The organism is Sphingomonas sp. CROZ-RG-20F-R02-07, from assembly GCF_022662335.1.
Classification (GTDB): Bacteria; Pseudomonadota; Alphaproteobacteria; order Sphingomonadales; family Sphingomonadaceae; genus Sphingomonas.
Genome location: NZ_JAKNQJ010000001.1, coordinates 442321 through 464617 on the forward strand (window position 1 = coordinate 442321; position 22297 = coordinate 464617).

At 68.1% G+C, this 22297-nt stretch carries 30 protein-coding genes and 1 other RNA gene; 14 read left to right on the forward strand and 17 right to left on the reverse strand.

All coding sequences use genetic code 11. The features are described from left to right. Positions 1–7: 7 nt before the first annotated feature. The 6 genes from L8H00_RS02195 (at position 8) to L8H00_RS02220 (ending at position 3962) form a co-directional block, all read left to right on the forward strand. Positions 8–1108, forward strand: a complete 1101-nt coding sequence (locus L8H00_RS02195) for a chemotaxis protein CheB (RefSeq protein WP_242095581.1) — start codon at positions 8–10, stop codon at positions 1106–1108. Continuing rightward, complete coding sequence (locus L8H00_RS02200; protein ID WP_346731928.1) at positions 1105–1935, forward strand: protein-glutamate O-methyltransferase CheR; 831 nt, start codon at positions 1105–1107, stop codon at positions 1933–1935. Before L8H00_RS02195 ends, L8H00_RS02200 begins: the two co-directional genes overlap by 4 nt. A 63-nt stretch (positions 1936–1998) precedes the next feature. Next, entirely contained in the window at positions 1999–2688 is a 690-nt protein-coding gene (locus tag L8H00_RS02205; protein WP_242095582.1) for an N-acetylmuramoyl-L-alanine amidase, read from the forward strand. An 11-nt stretch (positions 2689–2699) separates the two neighbouring features. Next, positions 2700–3068: RNase P RNA component class A (gene rnpB / locus L8H00_RS02210), an RNA gene on the forward strand. A gap of 43 nt (positions 3069–3111) precedes the next feature. After that, positions 3112–3651 carry a J domain-containing protein gene (locus L8H00_RS02215; protein WP_242095583.1) on the forward strand — a complete coding sequence of 180 codons (540 nt, stop codon included), beginning with the start codon at positions 3112–3114 and terminating at the stop codon, positions 3649–3651. Then, entirely contained in the window at positions 3648–3962 is a 315-nt protein-coding gene (locus L8H00_RS02220; RefSeq protein WP_242095584.1) for a (2Fe-2S) ferredoxin domain-containing protein, read from the forward strand. The genes L8H00_RS02215 and L8H00_RS02220 overlap by 4 nt, the downstream gene beginning before the upstream one ends. Here the strand turns inward: L8H00_RS02220 and L8H00_RS02225 are convergent. The 8 genes from L8H00_RS02225 to L8H00_RS02260 are packed head-to-tail and all read right to left on the reverse strand — an operon-like array spanning position 3953 to position 6722. After that, a complete protein-coding gene (locus L8H00_RS02225) occupies positions 3953–4357 on the reverse strand; it encodes a SufE family protein (protein WP_242095585.1) in 405 nt (134 codons plus the stop codon). The genes L8H00_RS02220 and L8H00_RS02225 overlap by 10 nt on opposite strands. Positions 4358–4382: 25 nt before the next feature. Further along, positions 4383–4613 (reverse strand): hypothetical protein, encoded by a 231-nt coding sequence (locus L8H00_RS02230; protein ID WP_242095586.1) that lies wholly within the window; start codon positions 4611–4613, stop codon positions 4383–4385. Between the two features lie 12 nt (positions 4614–4625). Continuing rightward, positions 4626–4865 (reverse strand): hypothetical protein, encoded by a 240-nt coding sequence (locus L8H00_RS02235; RefSeq protein ID WP_242095587.1) that lies wholly within the window; start codon positions 4863–4865, stop codon positions 4626–4628. Positions 4866–4898: 33 nt separating this feature from the next. Continuing rightward, a complete protein-coding gene (locus L8H00_RS02240) occupies positions 4899–5195 on the reverse strand; it encodes a hypothetical protein (protein ID WP_242095588.1) in 297 nt (98 codons plus the stop codon). Between the two features lie 24 nt (positions 5196–5219). Continuing rightward, positions 5220–5597: an envelope stress response membrane protein PspC gene (pspC, locus tag L8H00_RS02245; protein ID WP_242095589.1), complete on the reverse strand. Its 378-nt coding sequence runs from the start codon at positions 5595–5597 to the stop codon at positions 5220–5222. Position 5598: 1 nt separating this feature from the next. Continuing rightward, on the reverse strand, positions 5599–5874 hold the full coding sequence (pspB, locus tag L8H00_RS02250; RefSeq protein ID WP_242095590.1) for an envelope stress response membrane protein PspB: 276 nt from the start codon (positions 5872–5874) through the stop codon (positions 5599–5601). Between the two features lie 3 nt (positions 5875–5877). Next, positions 5878–6549, reverse strand: a complete 672-nt coding sequence (gene pspA, locus L8H00_RS02255) for a phage shock protein PspA (protein ID WP_242095591.1) — start codon at positions 6547–6549, stop codon at positions 5878–5880. A 32-nt stretch (positions 6550–6581) separates the two neighbouring features. Then, complete coding sequence (locus L8H00_RS02260) at positions 6582–6722, reverse strand: hypothetical protein (RefSeq protein WP_242095592.1); 141 nt, start codon at positions 6720–6722, stop codon at positions 6582–6584. Between the two features lie 158 nt (positions 6723–6880). Here L8H00_RS02260 and pspF point away from each other — a divergent pair, with 158 nt between their 5' ends. Both pspF and L8H00_RS02270 read left to right on the forward strand, forming a co-directional pair. Beyond that, complete coding sequence (pspF, locus tag L8H00_RS02265) at positions 6881–7912, forward strand: phage shock protein operon transcriptional activator (RefSeq protein ID WP_242095593.1); 1032 nt, start codon at positions 6881–6883, stop codon at positions 7910–7912. An 82-nt stretch (positions 7913–7994) separates the two neighbouring features. Then, entirely contained in the window at positions 7995–8606 is a 612-nt protein-coding gene (locus L8H00_RS02270; RefSeq protein ID WP_242095594.1) for a superoxide dismutase, read from the forward strand. 1 nt (position 8607) lies between these two features. Here L8H00_RS02270 and L8H00_RS02275 read toward each other — a convergent pair whose 3' ends face one another. The 3 genes from L8H00_RS02275 to mtaB are packed head-to-tail and all read right to left on the reverse strand — an operon-like array spanning position 8608 to position 11545. Continuing rightward, positions 8608–9285 (reverse strand): septation protein A, encoded by a 678-nt coding sequence (locus tag L8H00_RS02275; protein WP_242095595.1) that lies wholly within the window; start codon positions 9283–9285, stop codon positions 8608–8610. A 5-nt stretch (positions 9286–9290) separates the two neighbouring features. After that, the gene (ftsY, locus tag L8H00_RS02280) at positions 9291–10220 is read right to left on the reverse strand and encodes a signal recognition particle-docking protein FtsY (RefSeq protein ID WP_242095596.1); all 930 of its coding nucleotides are present in this window, start codon (positions 10218–10220) and stop codon (positions 9291–9293) included. Beyond that, positions 10217–11545 (reverse strand): tRNA (N(6)-L-threonylcarbamoyladenosine(37)-C(2))-methylthiotransferase MtaB, encoded by a 1329-nt coding sequence (gene mtaB / locus L8H00_RS02285; protein ID WP_242095597.1) that lies wholly within the window; start codon positions 11543–11545, stop codon positions 10217–10219. Before mtaB ends, ftsY begins: the two co-directional genes overlap by 4 nt. Before the next feature lie 185 nt (positions 11546–11730). Between mtaB and ffh the strand changes: the two genes are divergently transcribed. The 4 genes from ffh to rimM all read left to right on the forward strand — a co-directional run bounded on the left by ffh (position 11731) and on the right by rimM (position 14370). After that, a complete protein-coding gene (gene ffh, locus L8H00_RS02290; protein ID WP_242095598.1) occupies positions 11731–13227 on the forward strand; it encodes a signal recognition particle protein in 1497 nt (498 codons plus the stop codon). 44 nt (positions 13228–13271) lie between these two features. Further along, complete coding sequence (gene rpsP / locus L8H00_RS02295) at positions 13272–13688, forward strand: 30S ribosomal protein S16 (RefSeq protein ID WP_242095599.1); 417 nt, start codon at positions 13272–13274, stop codon at positions 13686–13688. Positions 13689–13763: 75 nt separating this feature from the next. Continuing rightward, positions 13764–13898, forward strand: coding sequence for a hypothetical protein (locus L8H00_RS18735; RefSeq protein ID WP_267380337.1), 135 nt, complete (start codon positions 13764–13766; stop codon positions 13896–13898). Continuing rightward, entirely contained in the window at positions 13876–14370 is a 495-nt protein-coding gene (rimM, locus tag L8H00_RS02300) for a ribosome maturation factor RimM (RefSeq protein WP_242095600.1), read from the forward strand. The genes L8H00_RS18735 and rimM overlap by 23 nt, the downstream gene beginning before the upstream one ends. A gap of 7 nt (positions 14371–14377) precedes the next feature. On the opposite strand, the gene L8H00_RS02305 is transcribed toward rimM, so the two are convergent. Continuing rightward, positions 14378–15283 (reverse strand): NAD(P)/FAD-dependent oxidoreductase, encoded by a 906-nt coding sequence (locus tag L8H00_RS02305; RefSeq protein WP_242095601.1) that lies wholly within the window; start codon positions 15281–15283, stop codon positions 14378–14380. 72 nt (positions 15284–15355) lie between these two features. On the opposite strand from L8H00_RS02305, the gene trmD reads away from it, so the two are divergent. Beyond that, a complete protein-coding gene (trmD, locus tag L8H00_RS02310) occupies positions 15356–16087 on the forward strand; it encodes a tRNA (guanosine(37)-N1)-methyltransferase TrmD (protein WP_242095602.1) in 732 nt (243 codons plus the stop codon). Then, positions 16084–16476 carry a 50S ribosomal protein L19 gene (rplS, locus tag L8H00_RS02315; RefSeq protein WP_242095603.1) on the forward strand — a complete coding sequence of 131 codons (393 nt, stop codon included), beginning with the start codon at positions 16084–16086 and terminating at the stop codon, positions 16474–16476. The genes trmD and rplS overlap by 4 nt, the downstream gene beginning before the upstream one ends. Before the next feature lie 171 nt (positions 16477–16647). On the opposite strand, the gene L8H00_RS02320 is transcribed toward rplS, so the two are convergent. The 5 genes from L8H00_RS02320 to L8H00_RS02340 form a co-directional block, all read right to left on the reverse strand. Then, on the reverse strand, positions 16648–17295 hold the full coding sequence (locus L8H00_RS02320) for a peptidylprolyl isomerase (RefSeq protein WP_242095604.1): 648 nt from the start codon (positions 17293–17295) through the stop codon (positions 16648–16650). A gap of 38 nt (positions 17296–17333) precedes the next feature. Next, positions 17334–19358, reverse strand: a complete 2025-nt coding sequence (rpoD, locus tag L8H00_RS02325) for an RNA polymerase sigma factor RpoD (protein WP_242095605.1) — start codon at positions 19356–19358, stop codon at positions 17334–17336. Then, positions 19358–21220, reverse strand: coding sequence for a DNA primase (gene dnaG / locus L8H00_RS02330; protein WP_242095606.1), 1863 nt, complete (start codon positions 21218–21220; stop codon positions 19358–19360). Before dnaG ends, rpoD begins: the two co-directional genes overlap by 1 nt. Further along, positions 21217–21594 carry a GIY-YIG nuclease family protein gene (locus L8H00_RS02335; protein WP_242095607.1) on the reverse strand — a complete coding sequence of 126 codons (378 nt, stop codon included), beginning with the start codon at positions 21592–21594 and terminating at the stop codon, positions 21217–21219. Before L8H00_RS02335 ends, dnaG begins: the two co-directional genes overlap by 4 nt. A 124-nt stretch (positions 21595–21718) precedes the next feature. Beyond that, positions 21719–22171: a GatB/YqeY domain-containing protein gene (locus tag L8H00_RS02340; RefSeq protein WP_242095608.1), complete on the reverse strand. Its 453-nt coding sequence runs from the start codon at positions 22169–22171 to the stop codon at positions 21719–21721. Positions 22172–22297 lie beyond the last annotated feature (126 nt).

Here is a 22297-nt window from a genome sequence, read left to right on the forward strand (position 1 = left end):
GCAAGCGATGGCGTTGGCCCAATCGAGCGATCGGCCGCCGTCGGGCGGCGAGGATTCGCGCGGACGCATCCTGATCGTCGATGATTCGGTGGTGATGCGCGCCGTGCTCCAGCAGATGGTGCAGGCCGAGGACCGGTTCGTGGTCTCCGCCGCGGTGGCGCATGCAGGTGCCGCGATCGCCTTCCTGAAACAGCACCGCGTCGACGTCATCCTGCTGGATCTCGAAATGCCCGGCATGAACGGGCTGACCGCGCTGCCCGATCTGATCGCGGTGGGGCAGGGCGCACGCGTGCTGGTGGTGTCGTCTTCGGCCACCGAAGGCGCGATGGCGACGATCCAGGCGATGGCGCTGGGCGCGGTCGACACCCTGGTCAAGCCCGGTCTCGCCTTGCGGTCGAGCCTGTTTGCCGACATGCTCGTCGACAAGCTCGGTCGCCTGATCGACTGGCCCGCGACCACCGAACCGGAACCGCGATCGGCCGTGCTCAGCTTTCCCCCGCGCGTGGCGGTATCCGCCGCACCCGCGCGCGGCGCCGCGGATTACGACGTCGTGGCGATCGGCGCTTCCACCGGCGGCATCCATGCGCTCGGCCAGCTGTTCCGGCAGCTTCCCAAAGAATTCCACATTCCGGTGCTCGTCACGCAGCATCTGCCGTCCACCTTCATGCCGTTCTTCGCCGCGCAGGTGGCGACGCTCGCCGGGCGGCCGTGCGACGTTGCGATCGATCGGATGCGGCTGATGCCCGGCCGCGTCGTGCTGGCCCCGGGCGACGCGCATATCCGTCTGGTGTCACTCGGCGACGGCGGCGTCGGGATCCGGCTGTCGTCCGAGCCCGCCGCCAGCGGCTGCACACCCTCGGTCGATCCGATGTTCGAGACGCTGGCGGAGGTTTTCGGCGCACGCGCGCTGGCGGTCGTGCTGAGCGGGATGGGCCGCGACGGGGCCGACGGTGCGCGGCTCGTCCATGCCGCGGGCGGGTGCGTGGTGGTGCAGGATCGCGAAAGCTCGGTCGTGTGGGGGATGCCGGGTGCGGCGGCGGACATCGCCGACGCGATCCTCGCCCCCGACGATATCGGCGCGCTCATCGCGACACGCCGCCGGCCATGATGCACACCCCCATTCCCGACCCCGCCGTTTCGCAGACCGCGATCAACGTGCTGACTGCGTTGCTCGAGGCGCGGACCGGCCAGCAGATGGCCAGCTATCGCTCGTGGCGGATCGACACCGCGGTGAAGCCGCTGATGCGCGCGCGCGGCCTCGAGACGCTCGACCAGCTCGTCACGCAATTGCTCGACGGGCAGGACCGCGACGTCGGCGACCTGATCGTCGATGCGCTGCTGAACCAGGAAACCTCGTTCTTTCGCGACGCGGCCGTCTTCGACCAGATCGCCGAAGTGGTGGCCGAGGCGGAGGCCGCGGGGCGCCGGGTGCGGATCTGGTGCGCGGGCTGTTCGACCGGGCAGGAGCCGCTGTCGCTCGCGATGCTCTTCACCGAACGCGCCGAGGCGCGCGGCACGCCGATCCCCGAGATCGTGGCGACCGACGTGTCCGAGGCGGCGCTCGCCCGCGCGCGCGCCGGGCGCTATACCCAGTTCGAGATCCAGCGCGGCCTGCCGATCCGCCGCATGGTGCGCTGGTTCGACGAGGCCGGGGGAGACTGGGTCGCCAAGCCGGAACTGCTCCGCGCGATCACCTTTCGCCGGATGAACCTGGTCGCCGATCACGCATTGCCGGGCCGGTTCGATCTGGTGCTGTGTCGCAACGTCCTGCTGTATCTGGCGCCCGCCACGAAGGTCGCGGTGTTCGCGCTGATGGCGCGATCGCTCCAGTCGGGCGGCACGCTCGTGCTGGGGGCAGGCGAGACGGTGATCGGCCAGACCCCCGATTTCGTCCCGAGCAAGACCGCGCGGGGGTTCTACGTCGCGCGCGGCTGACGGTTTACTTTGACGCAGGCCCGCGCCAAGCATTTGGCGGCAACGACGTCCACGGGAAGCGCCATGACGATCATCGAGACGCCCTCGCCCAATTTCGACGAACGTGCCCTGCCGGTGACGATGATCGTGCTCCACTATACCGGCATGATCGACGCGCAGTCGGCGATCGACCGGCTGCGCGATCCCGCCGCCAAGGTGTCCGCCCATTATGTCGTGGCTGAAGACGGCACCGTGCTGCGGATGGTGGCGGAGGACAAGCGCGCCTGGCATGCCGGCCGCTCGCACTGGCGCGGGATCGAGGACGTCAATTCGGCGAGCGTCGGGATCGAGATCGTCAATCCCGGCCATGAATTCGGCTATCGCCCCTTTCCGCCGCAGCAGATCGAGGCGCTGATCCCGCTGGTCGCTGCGATCAAGGAACGCCACGGGATCGGCCGCGGCGACATCGTCGGCCATTCGGACGTCGCGCCGGCGCGCAAGCGCGATCCGGGCGAGCTGTTCCCCTGGGGACAGCTCGCGCGCCTGCGCCTCGCGCTGCCGCGCCCGACGCGCAACCTGATGGACCCGATGTGGACGGAAGGCGGCTTCTGCCTCGCGCTCGAACGCTTCGGCTATGACGTGAGTGACCGGATGGCGGCGATCATGGCGTTTCAGCGCCGCTTCCGCCCCGAACTGATCGACGGCGAGGTGGATGCCGAATGCCGGATGATCCTGCTCGCTTTGCTGCTTCCCAAACCGCAGGGCGACGATTAGGGCCTGATCCGCCAGAGGGTCGGGCGGCCGCGGGTATCGTCACGATACGCGAGGAAAGTCCGGGCTCCGCGGAACGACGGTGCCGGGTAACGCCCGGCGGGGGTGACCCCAGGGACAGTGCCACAGAGAGCAGACGGCCGGCCTTCGGGACGGTCACGGTGAAAGGGTGCGGTAAGAGCGCACCGCGCGCCCGGTAACGGGGGCGGCACGGCAAACCCCACCGGGAGCAAGATCGAATAGGGGTGGCATAGGGGCTTCGTTCCGGCTCGTCACCCGGGTTGATTGCTGGAGGCGGCGCGCAAGCGTCGTCCTAGAGGAATGGTCGCCCATCCGCCCGCAAGGGTGGTGGACAGAACCCGGCTTACAGACCCTCTGGCACGGTCTTTCGGTTGCACCGCGCGCCGCGCGGCCTATGTCGGGCCGATGGCGCGCATTCCGACACGATCGAACGACTGGGGCTTTCCCCGCTGGCGCGAATATGGCGCCGCGCGCGAAGCGACCACGGTGCGGCTGTGCGACCGGCATGGCTGCAACGAACCCGGCAACTGCCCCGCGCCCAAATCGCCCAACAGCCCGGACCGCTGGTATTTCTGCACGACGCATGCGGGCGAATACAATCGCGGCTGGAATTATTTCGAGGGGCTGAGCGCCGAGGAGGCCGCCGCGCGCGAAGCGAACGAGACGCGCGCTGCCGAGGGCCTTGCGGAGGCGAAACATTATGGCTGGGCCGGCCCTGGCGACGGCAGCCGCTCGCGCGACGAGATGCGCGCGCTGGCGGTGCTGGAGCTCGATCCCGACGCGGCGTTCGACGAGGTCCGCACCGCGTGGCGGCGCATGGCCAAGGCGAACCATCCCGACGTGCGCCCCGGCGATGCCGATGCGGCGGGGCGTTTCCAGGCGGTGCAGGCGGCCTATGAGGTGCTGCGCGCCGCCGAGGATGCGCGGACGTGGAAGCCGGCGTGATCCGGCCGCTCCGCAGCGGCTGGAACGACGTGGTGCTGGTCTGTGGCAAATGTTCGAAAAAGGTCGGCGGCGGATTCGGACCGAAGCGCCGGCACCCGCTCGCCAAGGCGCTGCGGCGCGCGCTGGGGCTGAAGGGCCGCAGGGCGGCGGGCGGCGTGGTCGAGACGAAATGCCTGGGCGTGTGCCCGAAGGGCGCGGTTATGGTGGTCGACGGCGCCCGCCCCGACGCCTGGTTGATCGTGCCGATGGGAACGCCGCTGGCGGCGGTGACCGCGCAACTGTCGATCGGCGGTGGCAGCGATCAGGCGTAGCGCGCGGCGGTTTCCCGGATCAGCGCGATCATGTTGGGGATGCCCTGCGTCCGGTTCGAACTCAGTTGGTTGCCGAGATCGAAGGGCGCGAGCGCGGCGGCGATGTCGGTCGCCAGGATCGCGGAGGGCGTGCCGTCCTGTATCGCGGCGAGCACGAGGGCGATGATCCCCTTGGTGATCGCCGCGTTCGAATCGGCGAGGAAGTGCAGCGTGCCGTCGCCCTGCGCCATGGGGTAGACCCATACCGAAGCCGAACATCCCCGCACCAGCGTCGCCTCGGTCTTGAGCGCGTCCGGCATCGGCTCCAACGCACGGCCCAGATCGATCAGCAGGCGATAGCGATCGTCGGCGTCGAGGAAATCATATTCGTCGTGGAGTTCGGCGAGGCTCTGCATGGCGCGGGCGCTAGAGCGGGTGCCCTCAAAGGTCCACCCCCGCGGCGATCGCTTCCAGCTTGCGGATGCGTTCCTTCAGGTCGGCGATCTCGATCCGAGCGCCCGCGCCGCCGCCGCTGGCGGGGGCATGCGTCTGGTCGATCTCGGTGCGCTTCAGCGCCAGCCAGCCGCGCCAGCCCGACAGGCCGGCGGCGACCAGCATCGCGAGCCCGGCGAGCCCCGCGCTGGCGACGATCGTATATTCGTTCGGTCCCATGTCTCGCCTCCTTCAGCGATCGCGCAGCCGGGCGATCTCGCGGTCGAGATCGAGGCTGGTGTGGTTGTCGGTGACGACGCGTTCCAGCACCGCGATACGCTCCTTCAGCGTGCGCATCTCGGCGCGCATCTGGACGATCTCGGCGATGTCCGCGCCCTGTGCGCTCTCCGCCCTGGTGCGCAGGTGCGTCTGGATGATCTTGCTGACGGTCACGATCAGGATGATCGCGACGACCATTTCGAGGGGATTCATGGATCTGCTCCGGGTGTCGGTTGCGGCGGGTGGCTAGCGAAGCGCTTCGATCTCGCGGGCGGTGCGCTCGGCGGGATCGGTGGCGATGCGTTCCAGCACCGCGAGCCGCTCCTCGAGCCGGCCGATCTTGCCCACGAGCTTCTCGTTCTCGTCGGACAGCAGCAGGATCTTGCGATCGCTTTCGAGCGCCCCCTCCTGACGGCGCTGGCGGCGGCCCTTCCAGGTCTCGGGCTCGTAACCGTGCCGCGCACGCACCCAGTTGTTGAACGCCCAGCTCATCGGTCCCACGGTGAAGATCGCGATCGGGACCAAGATACCAAGATTGCTCATGATGTTCCCCCTTTTACGTCGGTGTCAGCGCAGGCTTTCGATCTCGCTCGCGAGCTGGCTGTTGCGGCTGGTATAGTGAAGTTCGATATCCGCCAGGCGGCGATCGATGTCGCGGAATTGCGAGCGGACCTCGGCGGTGGATCGCTTGGGATTGGCGCGCACGCCCTGCCAGAATTTGGCATCCTCGGCGGTGTCGTACAGCCCGATCGGCTTGGCCGGCGCCAGCCACGCGGCGGCGATATAGGCCAGGATCAGCCATCCGCTGGTCGCAAAAGCCAGCACGACGGCGGCAATGCGGACGATGGTGACGTCGACGCCGGTGTAATCGGCGATCCCCGAACAGACACCCTTTACCTTGGCATCCTGCTTGTCGAGGTAGAATTTGGTGCGGCTGGCGGACATTTCAGTTCCTCCGATCGAGCTGATAGGGCGACGGGCTGGGCGCGATGCTCGGCTTCCAGTCGGGATGGTCGGCGGCGATGATCCGCTCGACGGTGTTCACGCGGTCTTCGAGGCGGCGGGCCAGGTTGAACATCTCGTCCAGCAGCTTCTCGTCCTCGACGGTGATCTTGGGCGCCTGCTTCCACTTGGTGACATAGTGGAGGATCAACCAGGGCAGGCCGATGAAGATCGCGGCGATCGCGAGCAGCGGCACGCTTAATCCGAACAGATCTTCCATCGCTCAGCCCTCCCGCTTCGTGTTCAGGCGGGCCTTCAGCGCGGCGAGTTCGGCATCGACGCGGTCGCTCTGGCGCAGCTCGGCAATCTCGTCCTCCAGCGTCTTCACGACGCCCAGGCCCATCGCTTCGGCGCGGCCCTCGGCATCGTCCACCCGGCGTTCCAGCACGTCGAAGCGGCTGAACGCGTCCTGAGTCTTGGGGCCGTTGTACATCTCGCGGAGCCGCACGCGGTTGTTCGCGCTTTCGAGGCGGGTCGTCACGTTGTTCTGCTTGGTACGCGCCTCGCGCAGCTTGTTCTGGAGCTTGGCGATATCCTCTTCCGACGCGCGCAGCGCATCGTCGAGCACGCCGACTTCGGCCTGGAGCTGTTCGGCCATGTCCGCCGCCTTCTGCCGCTCGACCAGCGCCGCCTTGGCCAGATCCTCGCGGTTCTTCGACAGCGCCAGTTCGGCCTTCTCGGTCCAGCCCGCCTCGAGCTGCTCGAGCTTGGCGATGTGGCGGCGCATCTCCTTCTGGTCGGCGATGGTGCGCGCGGCCGACGCGCGAACCTCGACCAGCGTCTCCTCCATCTCGAGGATGATCATGCGGATCATCTTCGCGGGATCCTCCGCCTTTTCGAGCAGGTCGGCGAAGTTGGCGGCGACGATGTCGCGGGTGCGGGAAAAAATGCCCATTCGGATACTCCTGGGTGAACTGGCGCCGCTGGTTATGCGACGGTGTGGGTCGTCGGGGAAGCGGAGCCGGGACCGGCGGTCGCGGGGCCGACCGCGCCGATGATCGCCATGCCGCTGAAGAGCAGCGTGCAGGCGAGGGTGGCGATGGTGCGGCCGAAGCTGGAATTGGTCATGGTCGTTCTCCTGAACCCTGGTGGACCGCGCTGCGGCGGGATATCCCAGGCCTTGCATGCGCCGTGCCAATTGCAAAAATGGCGGAAAAGCGTGGGTTCGCACGGCCGTTCGCACTTGCCTCTTGCCAAGTGTCGGGATTTTCCACCAGAGTTTGGCAATGGAGCGCACCACCCAGGTCATCGGTCAATCGAGCAGCTTCATGGGCGCGCTCGAACGCGCCAGCCGCGCCGCCGCGCTCGACCGCCCGGTGCTCGTGATCGGCGAGCGCGGCACGGGCAAGGAGCTGGTCGCCGAACGCCTCCATCGTCTGAGCCCGCGCTGGGACCAGCCGCTCGTCATCATGAATTGCGCGGCCCTCCCCGAGACGCTGATCGAGGCGGAACTGTTCGGCCATGAGGCGGGCGCGTTCACCGGCGCGACCAAGGCCCGTGCGGGGCGGTTCGAGGAGGCGGACGGCGGCACGCTGTTCCTCGACGAGCTCGGCACGCTGTCCATGGCGGCGCAGGACCGGCTGCTCCGCGCCGTGGAATATGGCGAGATCACGCGGATCGGGTCGTCACGGCCGATGCGCGTCGACGTGCGCATCGTCGCGGCCACCAACGAACATCTGCCCGACAAGGTGGCGAACCACAGTTTTCGCGCCGATCTGCTCGACCGGCTGTCGTTCGAGGTGGTCACGCTGCCGCCGCTGCGCGCGCGCGCGGGCGACGTGATGGTGCTGGCGGATCATTTCGGGCGGCGCATGGCGTCCGAGCTGGGGCGCGATCGGTGGGAGGGGTTCGGCCCGAGCGCGATCGACGCGCTGGCGCAGCATGACTGGCCGGGCAACGTCCGCGAACTGCGCAACGTGGTGGAGCGCGCGGTCTATCGCTGGGAGCAGGCGGGGCCGATCGATTCGATCGAGATCGATCCGTTCCAGTCCCCGCATCGTCCCGGCGCGGCGCGCGGCGCCTCCGCCCCGGCGATCCCGACGCCCGCGAACCCGCATGACGACGAGCCGGTCGCGGCATGCGAGACGGGGCCATCCGACTTCAAGGCGCGGGTCGCGCGGTTCGAGCGCGAACTCCTCTCGCGCACGCTCGGCGAACACCGGTTCAACCAGCGCGCGACCGCGGATGCGCTGGGGCTCAGCTACGATCAGCTGCGCCACGCGCTGCGCCGCCACGACCTGATCGCGAACGGCGGCTAGGAACGCTTGCGCAACGACGGCGCCGGAGCCATTTGCACCGGGTGCGCGTTACCGCCGCGACCCATTTCAAAGGAGACTTCCGATGGCGTTCGAACTCCCCCCGCTCCCCTACGACTATGACGCGCTGGAGCCGGTGATCTCCAAGGATACGATGCATTTCCACCACGACAAGCATCACAAGGCCTATACCGACAAGCTGAACGAAGGCGTCGAGAAGGACTCAGCGCTCCAGGGCAAGACGATCGAGGAAATCCTCGGCATGATCTCGTCGCAGCCGCCGCTCATCCGCAACAATGGCGGCGGCTACTGGAACCACGATTTTTTCTGGAAGAGCATGAAGAAAGGCGGCGGCCAGCCGTCGGGCGCACTCGCCGAGGCGATCGAGCGCGATTTCGGCGGCCTCGACTCGCTGAAGGAGCAGTTCAACACCAAGGGTGCGGGCCAGTTCGGCTCGGGCTGGGCGTGGCTGATCGCGGACGAGAGCGGCACGCTGAAGGTGACGAGCACGCCCAACCAGGACAATCCGCTGATGGACGATGCCAAGGAGCCCGGTACGCCGCTGCTCGGCAACGACGTGTGGGAACATGCTTATTATCTGACGTACATGAACGACCGGCCCGGCTATTTGAAGGCCTGGTGGGACGTGGTCGACTGGGACACGGTCGGCACGCGCTACGCCGCGGTCGCGGGCTGACTCAGCCTTCGGGGGGGATGTCGGTCACGGCATCCCCTTCGGTCTGCAACCCGTGCTTCAACAGCATGGGAATGTTGGCAAAGGCGAAGAGCAGGGTGAGCGGGATCGCGCCCCACAGCTTGAAGCCGACCCAGAAATCCCAGGTGCTGTTGCGCCACACGGCCTCGTTCAGCACCGCCATGAACAGGAAGAACACCGCCCAGTTGCGCGTCAGCTTGCGCCAGCCCGCGGCGGTCAGCCCCGGATAGGCGGCTTCCAGCAACCCCTGCAGCAGCGGTCGCCCGGTCAGCAGCCCGAAGGTGAGCACCCCCGAAAAGATCAGATAGACGAAGGTTGGCTTCATCTGGATGAAGCGCGGATCGTGGAAATAGATCGTCAGGCCGCCGAACACCACGACGAGCGCGCCGGTGATCCACAGCATCGGCGAGACATGGCCGAGCTTCACCCTCGACACGATGATCGCCGCCACCGTCGCGAGCATGAAGGCGAGCGTCGCCACGATCACGCGCGCGATCACCAGCGCCGCCATCCGGTCGAGATCCGACAGGAACCCGGTCGACGCCGCGACGAGCCGCATCAGCGGCACCGCGGGCGCGAGGAAATTGACCGCGAAGAACACGACCAGCGGGCCATAGTCGATCGCTATCCGCAGGCCGGGGGTCGAGGCTTTGTTCGTCATGGCGCTCACTTTCGTACGCTATCCACGCCGGCGATGATCCGGCTGACCTCGTTGGCGTCGAACGGGCGCAGGTCGCCCATGCCCTCGCCCACCCCGATCGCGTGGATCGGCAGGCCGTAACGCTCGGCCGCGGCAACCAGCACGCCGCCGCGTGCGGTGCCGTCCAGCTTCGTCATGACGAGACCCGTCACGCCCGCCACCTCCTTGAACACCGCGATCTGCTGGAGCGCGTTTTGCCCCGTGGTGGCGTCGAGCACGAGGACGACGTCGTGCGGCGAGGCGGGGTTGATCCGGCCGAGCACGCGGCGGATTTTCGCCAGCTCGTCCATCAGTTCGCGCTTGTTCTGCAGCCGCCCGGCGGTGTCGACGATCAGCACGTCGATACCGGTCTCGGTGGCCTTCTTCACCGCGTCCCACACGACGCCCGCCGCATCGCCGCCCTCCGGTCCGGTGACGATCGGCACGCCCACCCGGTCCGCCCAGGTGCGCAACTGTCCGATCGCGGCCGCGCGGAACGTGTCGCCGGCGGCCAGCATCACGCCGTAATCCTGCTCCATCAATACGTGCGCGAGCTTGGCGATCGTCGTCGTCTTGCCCGAGCCGTTAACGCCGATCACGAGGATCACCTGCGGCCGCGGAAAGGCGTCGATCTCGATCGGGCGCGCGACCTTGGCGAGCGTCTTCTCGACCTCTTCCGCCACGACGAGGCGGATGCCCAGTTCCTCCATGTCGCGTTCGAAACTGCCCTCGGCGAGGCGGCCGCGGATATGGCCCGCGGTTTCGGGGCCGAGGTCGGAGGCGATCAGCGCTTCCTCGATATCGTCCAGCGTCGCGGTATCGAGCCGCCCGGTGCCCAGACCCGCGAGATTGCCGATCAGCCGATCGGAGGTGCGGCGGAAACCGCCCAGCAGCTTGTCGTGCCAGCTGTTGCTCATAGGGACATGCCTTGCAGTTCGGAGTCGGTGGCGGCGGTGATGCGGACGCGGGCGATCGTGCCGGGGGCTGGGGCTCGGGCGGCGCCCGGGACATATCTTTCGACAGGCTCGGGACGAACGGGGGAGGTGATGGTCCGGGTTCGTGCTGAGCCTGTCGAAGCACCTGCGGCGGAAAGCCGCACCTCTGCGAAGTTCGCGGCGTGGCCGGCATCGCCGCGGCGTTCGATCAGCACCGCCTGCACCGTCCCCACCAGATCCCGCAACCACGCCGCCTTGCGCTCCGCCGCCGCCGCCCGGAGCGTTGCGGCACGGGCGCGGCGGAGCGCGGGCTCCACCTGCGGCATGCGCGCGGCCGGCGTGTGGTCGCGCGGCGAATAGGGAAAGATGTGCGCATGGACGATGTCGGCGGCGGCGATCAGCGCCAGCGTGTCCGCCGCCATCGCCGCGTCCTCGGTGGGGAAGCCGGCAATCAGGTCGGCGCCGATCGCGATCTCCGCGCGCGCCGCCTTCAGCCGCGCGACGGTGTCGATCGCCTGCCGCCGCGAATGGCGGCGCCTCATCCGCTTGAGGATCAGGTCGCTGCCCGATTGGAACGAGAGGTGCAGGTGCGGCATGATCCGCGGCTCCTGCGTGACGAGCGCGAACAGCCGGTCGTCGATCTCGATCGAGTCGAGCGAGGATAGCCGCAGCCGGGTCAAAGCGGGCACGTCGGTCAGGATGCGCTCCACCAGCGCGCCGAGATCCGCGGCATCGGCGGCGGCATAGCTGGTGAGATCGACGCCGGTCAGCACGACCTCGCGGTGCCCGGCCGCCGCCAGCGCGGCGATCCGCGCGACCACGATCGCGGCGGGCACCGATTGGCTGGGGCCGCGGCCAAAGGGAATGGCGCAGAAGGTGCAGCGATGGTCGCAGCCATTCTGCACCTCGACGAAGGCGCGGGCATGGCCGGCGAAGCTGGCGGCGAGATGCGGCGCGGTCTCGCGCACCCGCATGATGTCGCCGACGACGACGGCGTCCGGCGCGCGCCAGGCGGCGGGTGACAGCTTCTCGCCATTGCCGATCACGCGGTCGACCTCCGCCATGCGCGCGAAGCCGGCCGGATCGATCTGTGCGGCGCAGCCCGTCACCACGAGTTCGGCGGCGGGTCGTGCGCGGCGCGCGCGGCGGATCGCGGCGCGCGTGGCCTTCACCGCCTCGTTCGTCACCGCGCAACTGTTGACGACGATCAGGTCGCGGCCGTTCACCAGCGCGCGGATCGTCTCGCTCTCGGCGATGTTGAGGCGGCAGCCGAGCGTGACGATCTCGGGCTCGGTGGCGGCAGGCATGGCGCGCGATCTAGGGCGCGAGGGGCGCCAAGTCCATGTTCTTGCGTTTTGGGGCGATCGGGCGTAGGGCCGGTCCACGTTTCGTTCGCGAGGCGCGGAGGTAGAGCGTCTGCGGGCGCACGCTGGCCGGCGAGGTTTCGCCCGCCGGCGCTTTTGCGTTTGGCGGCAAGAGGGTTTGGATTGGCATGTTCGAAAGTCTGAGCGATCGGCTGGGCGGCGTCTTCGACCGTCTTCGCGGCCGTGGTGCGCTGACCGAAGCTGATGTGCGCGGCGCCATGCGCGAGGTGCGCGTCGCCTTGCTCGAGGCCGACGTCGCGCTGCCGGTCGCCCGCAAGTTCGTCGACGACGTGACCGAACAGGCGGTCGGCCACAATGTGCTGCGCTCGATCACGCCGGGCCAGCAGGTCGTCAAGATCGTCAACGACGCGCTGGTCGCGATGCTGGGCGCGGACGAATCCGACCTCGCGCTCGACGTGACGCCGCCTGCCGTCGTGATGATGGTCGGGCTTCAGGGCTCGGGCAAGACGACCACGACCGCAAAGATCGCGAAGCGGCTGACGGGGCGCGACCGCAAGAAGGTGCTGATGGCGTCGCTCGACGTCAATCGCCCCAACGCGCAGGAGCAGCTCGCGACGCTCGGCACGCAGGTCGATGTGGCGACGCTGCCGATCATCGCTGGGCAGCAGCCGGTCGAGATCGCGCGCCGCGCGCTCCAGGCGGCCAAGCTGCAGGGCTATGACGTCCTGATGCTCGATACGGCTGGGCGCCTGCACGTCGATCAGGCGCTGATGGACGAGATGAAGGCGGTGGCAGAGGTGGCCAAACCCGCCGAGATCCTGCTCGTGGTCGATTCGCTAACCGGCCAGGACGCGGTGAACGTCGCGCAGAACTTCTCCGATCAGGTGCCGCTCACCGGCATCGTGCTGACGCGGATGGACGGCGATGCCCGCGGCGGTGCGGCGCTCTCGATGCGCGCGGTGACGGGCAAGCCGATCAAGTTCGCAGGCACGGGCGAGAAGCTCGACGCGCTGGAGGCGTTCCATCCGGAACGAGTCGCCGGGCGCATCCTGGGCATGGGCGACGTCGTCAGCCTCGTCGAGCGCGCGGCGGAGTCGATCCAGCAGGAAGACGCCGAGCGGATGGCCGCGAAGATGGCGAAGGGTCAGTTCGACCTGGACGATCTTCGCGGGCAGCTCGCGCAGATGCGCCGCATGGGCGGGCTCGGCGCGCTGGCGGGCATGATGCCCGGCATGAAGAAGGCGCAAGGGGCGCTCGCGACCGCGGGCGGCGACAAGCTGCTGATCCATATGGACGCGATGATCACGTCGATGACCCAGAAGGAGCGCAGCAAGCCCGAGCTTATCAACGCCAAACGCAAGATCCGCATCGCCAAAGGCAGCGGCACGACCGTGCAGGACGTGAACAAGCTGCTCAAGATGCATCAGGAAATGGCCACCGCCATGAAGAAGCTCAAGAAGATGGGCGGCCTGAAGGGCATGATGGCGATGCTGGGCAAGGGCGGCATGGGGGGCGGCATGGCCGGCCTCGGCAACGCGCTCGGCGGCCCGGGCCTCGGCGATATGCTCGGCAAGGCGGGCGGCGGCCTGCCGGGGCTGGGCGGGGGGCAGGGCGGCATGCCGCAACTGCCGCCCGGTTTCGACAATTTCATGAAGAAGAAGTGATCCGGCTCGCCGGTTCGTAAAAGCGAAGAAGAAGGAAGAATAACATGGCAATCAGCATCCGGCTGTCGCGTGGCGGCTCCAAGAAGCGTCCCTATTACCGCATCGTCGTGGCCGATGCGCGGTCGCCGCGCGACGGCAAGTTCATCGAGAAGATCGGCAACTACAACCCGCTTCTCGCCAAGGACAACGAGCAGCGCGTGCAGCTCGACGCCGAGCGCGCGAAATACTGGCTGTCGAACGGCGCGCAGCCGACCGACCGCGTGGCGCGCTTCCTCGACGTGGCCGGCGTGCGCGAGCGTGCGGCCCGCCAGAACCCCAACAAGGGCAAGCCTGGTGAGAAGGCGACCGAGCGCGCCGAGGAGCGGGCCGAGAAGCTGAAGGCGCAGGAAGACGCCGCTGCCGCCGCCGCGGCGACTCCCGCCGCCGAGGCCGAGCAGCCCGCCGACGCGGCTGCCGAGTAAACAGGCGCCGAGTAACAGGCATCGAACATCGGCCGTCATGCGTTTCCTTCCTCCCTCTCATGAAGGAGACACAGCATGACGGCCGAACCCGATCCGAGAACCGCAGCGGACGACGATGACGACATCACGAACCGGGGCGTCTCCGCCGAAGATCCCGCCGAGGGATCCGACACGGAACCCGCCCCCGATGGCGGCTCCCCCGCCGGCTGATCGCGTGGCCGATCGCAGCGTCGTGCTTGCCGTGGTGATCGGCGCGCACGGCATTGCGGGCGAGGTGCGGTTGAAGGTGTTCACCGACGACCTCGCCGCCTATCGGCTGTTCAACGACGGCACGCTCACGCTGAAATCGGCGCGCGCGGGCAGCAACGGTACGATCGCGCGCATCGCCGAGGTGACCGACCGCAACGCCGCCGAGGCGCTGCGCGGCACCGAACTCCGCGTGCCCCGCAGCGCGCTGCCGCCGCTTAACGACGGCGAATATTATCATGCCGACCTGATCGGTCTGCCCTGCACGGTCGACGGCCGAACGATCGGCCGCTCGGTCGCGGTCGAGAATTATGGCGCGGGCGATCTGCTCGAGATCGAACGCGAGGCCGGCGCCCGGTTCCTCGTGCCCGTCGCCGCGGCGGTGACGATCGGCCCCGAAGCGCTCGCGATCGATCCGCTGTTCGTCGAGAGCTGAGCGGCCATCAGCGCCAGAGCGGCCGGCGTTCGGCGAGCAGGTTGCGGATGGTGGTGGCGGCCACGCCGGCCTCGCCCATGGCGTGGCTGATCTGGTCCAGCCCCTTCACCACGTCGCCGGCGGCGAACAGGCCGGGGATCGACGTCCGCTGGTGGTCGTCCACCTCCAGGCAGCCCTCGCCATTGTGCCGCGCGCCTGCCGCGACAGCCAGTTCGGAACGGATGTCGGAGCCGAGCGCGGGATAGACGCTGTCGAACGTCATCGGGCCGGCGGCGGTCTCGATCGCCAGCCGGTCGCCGTCGATGGCGAGTCGCTCGCACGGGCCATCGACATGGACGATGCCCGCTTCGTCGAGCTTGGCCTCGCAGCTCGCGTCCAGGTCGTGCGCGGCGCCCGGTGCGATCAGCGTCACGTCGCGCGTATAGCCGCGCAGGAACAGCGCCTCGCGCATGCCATGCGCGCCGGTGCCGATCACGCCCACGCGCTTGTCGGTCACCTCGTAACCGTCGCAGATCGGGCAGTAGCGGATCAGCCCGCGCGCCAGCGCCGCATCGTGGAGCGCGTCGCCCATCCGCGGCCGCCGGTTCACCACGCCGGTGGCGATCAGCACGGTGCGTGCGTTCAGCGCGCGATCGCCGATGCCGACCGCGAAGCCGTCATCTGCGACTTCCAGCCGGTCGACCGTCGCCGCCTCATGATCGACGCCGTAGCGCGCCGCCTGCGCACGCATCCGCTCCAGCAGGTCGGTGCCGGAGATGCCGTCGGGAAAGCCGGCATGGTTGCGCGTGCAGGGGATCAGCGCGGCGCGGCTGTCCCCTGAGTCGATCAGCCGCACACGGAGATGGAAGCGCGCGAGATAGATCGCTGCGGTCTGGCCGGCGGGGCCGCCACCGATGATGATGCAATCGTCCATGACGACGAAGCGCGGAGCGCGGGGAAGGGTTCCGCTTGCGCGCGCGTGGGCGGGGTGGTCTGGCATGCGGCCATGACCTTCGCCGCCACCGTCCTCACCCTCTATCCCGACATGTTTCCGGGCCCCCTGGGCCAGTCGCTCGCCGGGCGCGCGCTGGGGGAGGGGCGCTGGTCGCTCGATCCGGTCAACATCCGCGATTACGCGACCGACCGGCACCGCTCGGTGGACGACACGCCCGCGGGCGGCGGCGCGGGCATGGTGCTGCGCGCCGATGTGGTGGCCGCCGCGATCGACGCGCAGGCGCCCGGCCGCCCCGTGCTGGCGATGACGCCGCGCGGGCACCCGCTGACGCAGGCGCGCGTCCGGGCGCTGGCGGCGGGGCCGGGCGTCACGCTGCTGTGCGGCCGATTCGAGGGGTTCGACCAGCGGTTGTTCGAGGCGCGCGCCATCGAAGAGGTGTCGATCGGCGACTATGTGTTGTCGGGCGGCGAGATGGCTGCGCTCGTCCTGCTCGATGCTTGCATCCGGCTGCTTCCCGGGGTAATGGGCGCGGCTTCCAGCGGGGACGAGGAAAGCTTCGAAAGCGGCCTCCTCGAATATCCGCATTATACCCGACCGCAGATGTGGGAAGGGCGCACGATCCCCGAAGTGCTGCGATCGGGGGATCATGCGAGGATCGCGGCATGGCGCAAGGCCATGGCCGAGACCGATACACGGCTAAGGCGGCCGGACCTTTGGGAGCGCCACGAGGGCGTTCGGGTCCAGCCGCCCTCTGGCGCGCGGCGAACGAAGGACGAGACATGAATCTGATCCAGACGCTCGAAGCCGAGCAGATCGCCAAGTTCCTCGAAGGCAAGACGATCCCCGATTTCCGCCCCGGCGATACGCTGAAGGTCGGCGTGAAGGTCGTCGAAGGCGAGCGCACCCGCGTCCAGAATTACGAGGGCGTGTGCATCGCGCGCTCGAACAAGGGCATGGGTAGCAACTTCACCGTGCGCAAGATCAGCTTCGGCGAGGGTGTCGAGCGCGTTTTCCCGCTCTATTCGCCCAACGTCGATTCGATCGAAGTGGTTCGCAAGGGTGCGGTGCGTCGCGCCAAGCTCTATTATCTGCGTGGCCGCACCGGCAAGTCGGCACGTATCGCCGAGCGCCGCGACACGCGCCCTGCCAAGGGCGTCGCCGCCGCGGAGTGATCCCGGTCGCATGACGGAACGAAGGGCGCGGAGGCGATGGTCTCCGCGCCCTTTTTTCGTGCCGTTCTCCGGCGAAGGCCGGGGCCTAGGGAACGCGTTTGGTGACGGGCAGCGCGCGTTGTTGCCAAGGCCTTCCCGACTGGGCCCCGGCCGTCGCCGGGGTACTGTGTGTTACCGGATGCCCTTGAGCAGCAGCCACACCTTGGGGCCGCCCGTGGGCCTGGCGACGCCGTCCAGCCGCACCGCGCGCACGATGGTCACGGGGCGGAGGATCATCTGACCCTTGAACTCGTCCATGCCGCCGCCGGTCGGCAGCGCGAGGATGCGCTTCACGACGGCCATGCCGTCCACCACATGCCCGAACGCGGCATAGCCGAGCGCGGGCGCGCGCGCGTCCATCGCGGGGGCGGGGCCGACGGTCAGCACGAAATTGCCGCCCGCCGAATCGGGCGAGGCGCCCCGCGCCATCGAGACGGTGGCGTCGAGATGGTGGATGCCCGTCTGCGTGGTCGATTCGAACGGGAAGGAGGGCAGGATGCGCTTGGCGTCGGTGCCGATCCCGCCCTGGATGAAGCCGGTGCGGGGATTGGCCTTGCCCCGCGTCGCGCGGTAGAAGAGCGTATCGTCCAGCCGCCCGTCATCGACATAGGCGAGGAAATTGGCGGTGGTGCGCGGCGCCCGTTTCGCGTCGAGCGCGAGGACGATCGGCCCCGCCGACGTGTCGAGCCGTACCCGGACCATCCCCGGCTGTGGCCGGTTGGCGGGGGGGGCTGCGGCCACGCCGAGCAGCGCGAGCGTGAGGAAGAGGCGGCGGGTCATGGGTGAAACGGCCGGGGTGCGAACCCCGGCCGATGGCATCACTGATCGAGGAAGCTGCGCATCTTGCGGCTGCGCGACGGGTGCTTCAGCTTGCGCAGCGCCTTGGCCTCGATCTGGCGGATGCGCTCGCGCGTGACCGAGAATTGCTGCCCCACCTCTTCCAGCGTGTGATCGGTGTTCATCCCGATCCCGAAGCGCATGCGCAGCACGCGCTCCTCGCGCGGGGTGAGCGAGGCCAGCACGCGGGTGACGGTCTCCTTCAGATTGGCCTGGATCGCGGCATCCACCGGGATGATCGCGTTCTTGTCCTCGATGAAATCGCCGAGATGCGAATCCTCCTCGTCGCCGATCGGCGTCTCGAGGCTGATCGGCTCCTTGGCGATCTTCATCACCTTGCGGACCTTCTCGAGCGGCATCGAGAGGCGCTCGGCCATTTCCTCGGGCGTGGGCTCGCGGCCCTGCTCGTGGAGGAACTGGCGGCTGGTTCGGACCAGCTTGTTGATCGTCTCGATCATATGCACCGGGATGCGGATCGTGCGTGCCTGATCGGCAATGCTGCGCGTGATCGCCTGGCGGATCCACCAGGTGGCATAGGTGCTGAACTTATAGCCGCGACGGTATTCGAACTTATCGACGGCCTTCATCAGGCCGATATTGCCCTCCTGAATCAGATCCAGGAACTGCAATCCCCGATTGGTGTATTTCTTGGCGATCGAGATGACGAGGCGCAGGTTCGCCTCGACCATCTCCTTCTTGGCGATCCGCGCCTCGCGCTCGCCCTTCTGGACCATGTTGACGATCCGGCGGAACTCGCCGAGCGCCATGCCGGTCTGCTGCGCGATGTCGGCGATCTCGCCCCGGATCCGGTCGACGGCGTCGCCCTCGGCGGTGGCAAAGGCGGTCCATTTCTTGTCGAGCTTGCCGAGCCCCGCAATCCAATGCTCGTCCAGCTCGTGGCCGAGATAGCGATCGAGGAAATCCTTGCGGTTCACCTTGTGGCGTTCGGCCAGGCGCAGCATCTGCCCGCCGAGCGCGGTCAGGCGGCGGTTATAGGCATAGAGCTGATCGACCAGATACTCGATCTTGGCGTTGTGGAATTGGACGCTCTCCACCTCGGCCGTCAGCTCTTCGCGCAGCTTGTGATATTTGCGCTCGTCGGCAGCGGACAGTTCACCGCCCGCGGCCATGGCGTCGAGCCGGCTCTGCTGCACCTTGGAGAATTTCTTGTAGAGCGCGGTGATGCTCGCGAACCGCTCGAGCGCGATCGGCTTCAGCTGCTCTTCCATCTGAGCGAGGCTGAGGGTGTTGTCCTCCTCCTCGTCGTCGGAGGCACGCGGCGTGCGGCGCTCGCCATCCTCGTCCTCGTCCACCGACGGCTCTTCGGGCTCGGCCTCTTCCTTGAACGACGGGCCGGCGTTCTTCTCGGAAATTTCGCCGTCGCCTTCCTCGTCCTCGGCCAGCGCGTCGGGGGCGGGATCCTTGGACAGCATCGCATCGAGATCCATGATCTCGCGCAGCTGCATCGTGCCTTCGTTCAGCGCGGTCGACCAGTCGATGATCGCGTTGAAGGTGATCGGCGATTCGCACAGACCGAGGATCATCGTGTCGCGGCCGGCCTCGATCCGCTTGGCGATCGCGATCTCGCCCTCGCGGCTGAGCAGCTCGACCGCGCCCATCTCGCGCAGGTACATCCGGACGGGATCGTCGGTGCGATCGACCGTCTCTTTCTTCTTCTCGGGCACCGGGCCGGTATCGGCCTCGGCATCGACCGATTCGACCTCTTCCTCGTCGTCCTTCTGCGGCTCGGCATCGCCATCCTCGCCGGCATCCTCGTTCTCGACGATGTTGATGCCCATCTCGTTCAGCGCGGACATCACGTCCTCGAGCTGATCCGAGGTCATCTGGTCCTGCGGCAGGCCTTCGTTCAGCTGCTCATAGGTGATGTAGCCGCGCTTCTTGGCACGCGCGATCAGCTTCTTGATCGAAGCGTCGTTCATGTCGATCAGCGGGGCATCGCCCGTCTCGTTCGTCTCGGCGGTATCCGCCGCAATCGCCTTCGCCATCAATCGCCCTCGGTGCCCAACGCTCGGGCGTCTTCGTTCGCTTGCACGAGATTTGCAAGCCGCACGTCCAACGCCTGTTTTTCCATCACCAATGCCACTTGCCGTTCGAACGCTTCGGTCGTGAACCGCGACTGCATCTGCGCGGTCGCATCCTCCAGCGCCGCATCCACTTCGGGTCGCGCCACCAAAATGGCGATCGCCTCATCGAGATCGGCCTGGATGCGAACCGGATCGGCCGACTTCTGCGTGAACGAATAGGGCATCGTATCGGCTCTCAACAAATCAGTAGCGACCGTATCGAAACCGGATCTGGCCAATATGGTGAGCAGCCGCCCGCTATCAAGCGCCCGATCTTCGAGCGCGACGTCAACCACGGCCTCGAACAGCCGCCCGAGCGCACCGTCCGCCAGCCGCAGCGAGCCCAGCACCTCCATGTGCCGCGCGATCTCGGCGGGATGGCGGATCAGGCCCGCCAGCACCGCCTTGGCCAGCACGCGGTCGATCCCCGCCGTACGGAATGCCTTGGCATCGGCCGTGACGGGGGCGAGCGGCGGTTTCCATCCGCCCTTCGGCCGCTCGCCGCGGGGCACGAAGGGCGCGCGCTTGGGGGCGAACTGCGCGTAGCAGCGGCGCTTGAACTCGGCCTGATATTCCTGCCGCACCGACGGATCGGCGATCGTGGCGGCCAGCTCGTCAAGCCGCCGCCGCAATCCCGCGCGCTGCTCGGGCGTGTCGAGCGCTTCGGCCTGAAGCTCGCTCGCCCACAGCCGCTCGACCAGCGGCTCGGTCGCGCGGAGCAGCGCCTCGAACGCGGCGGGCCCGCGGGCGCGGATCAGGTCGTCGGGATCCTGCCCCGGCGGCAGCGTGGCGAAGGCAAGGCTGCGCCCCGGCGCCAGCATCGGCAGCGCGCGGTGCGCCGCTCTCAGCGCGGCCTTCTGCCCCGCGCTGTCCCCGTCGAGGCAGAGGATCGGCACGTCCACCAGCCGCCACAGCCGCTCCAGTTGCGCCTCGGTCAGCGCGGTGCCGAGCGGGGCCACGGCTTCGGGAAAGCCGCCCTGCGCCAGCGCGATCACGTCCATATAGCCCTCGACCACCAGCACGCGCCCGGCCTTGCGCACGGCGGGGGCGGCGCGATCGAGATTGTAGAGCGTGCGCCCCTTGTCGAAGAGCGGGGTGTCGGGCGAGTTCAGATATTTCGGCTCGCCGCCGTCCAGCACGCGGCCCCCGAACGCGATGGTGCGCCCGCGCGGATCGCGGATCGGGATCATCAGCCGGCCGCGGAACCGATCGTACGGCTCCTTGCCGTCCACCTGGATCAGCAGCCCGGCCTCGACCAGCATCGGGTCGCCATAGTCCTTCAGCGCCGCGCGCAGCTTGCCGCGGCTGTCGGGCGAGAAGCCCATGCCGAACGCGCGCGCGGTCTCGGCCGTGATCCCGCGCCGGTCGAGCAGCGCACGTGCCTCGGTGCCGGCGATCCCGCCCAGCTGCTCGGCGAACCACGAGGCCGCATCGCCGCACGCCTCGTGCAGCCCCTTGGCGCGCTCCGCCTTCTGCGCGGCGCGCGGGTCCATCGCGGGCATGTCGAGTCCGGCGGCCTGCGCCAGCTCCTTCACCGCATCCATGAACGGCAGCCCGCGCTGGTCGGTCATCCACCGGATCGCATCGCCATGCGCCGAGCAGCCGAAACAGTGATAGAAGCCCTTGTCGTCGTTGACGTAGAAGCTGGGCGTCTTCTCGTTGTGGAACGGGCAACACCCGCGATGCTCGCGCCCGGCCTTGGTGAGCTTGACCGACTTGCCGATCAGCGCGGTGAGCGAGGTGCGCGCGCGGAGTTCGTCGAGGAATTGGGGGGTGAGGGTCATGCTACAAAGTCTTCGCGTTCGCCCGATCCCGACGGCGGTGGATAGCTGGCCTGTCCCACGCCGTTCGTTTCGAGCGCAGTCGAGAAACCCCTCTCCCTGGGAGGGCGGGCGAGATGGGACAGCATCGACCAATTGCCCGCGATCAACGCTTCCTTCTTGCCGCGCGACCAGCCGCCGACGATCCGCTCGGCCTCCAGCGCTTCGAGCCGGGAGCCAAAATACTCGCTCCATACCAGCACGACCGGTCGCCGTGTGGACGTGAACGCGTAGCATCCGCCGGCCTGGTGCTGGCCGATACGCCGCTCGAGATTGTCGGTGTGCCCGGTATAGTAGCGACCGTCCGAACAGCGCAGCATATACGTCCAGAAGGTCATGGCGGACCCTAACCTTCGCCGCGTGCGCCGTCGAGCCGCCGCGTGCCGTGGAGCCGGTTTCTCGACTTCGCTCGAGACGAACGGAGGGGTGCGGACGTGGGCTCGCTCCCGCGTTCGCCCCGCCTTACCCCAACGCCGCCTTCACCAAGCCGCTCGCCTTGCTCATGTCCAGCACGCTCGCGTGCCGCGCCTTCAGCTCGGCCATCACGCGGCCCATGTCCTTCATGCCCGCGGCACCCAGATCGGCCTTGATCGTCTCGATCGCGGCGCGCGTCTCGTCGTCGCTCAGCGTTTTCGGGAGAAAGCGTTCGATCACCGCCACCTCCTTCGCCTCGGCCTCGGCGAGTTCGGGACGGTCGCCTTTCACATACATGTCGATCGATTCGCGGCGCTGCTTCACCATCTTCTGCAGCACCTCGACGATCAGCGCGTCGTCATCGGTGGGCGCCTTGCCGGTGCGCGCCTCGATGTCGCGATTCTTGATCGCGGCCTGGATCAGGCTGACGGCGCCGCGGGTGTCCTTGTCGCCGGCTTTCATGGCGGCCAGTTGCGCGGCCTTGATGTCGTCGCGAATCATGATGTCGGCTTTCGTGTTGTTCGCCCGTGCGTTCCGGGATCGCCGAGGATCATAGACGAGGGTGGCCCGGTTTAACAGATTGACGCTGCCGACCTGCGGCCTTAGCGGCTGCGGCTTAGCGACATC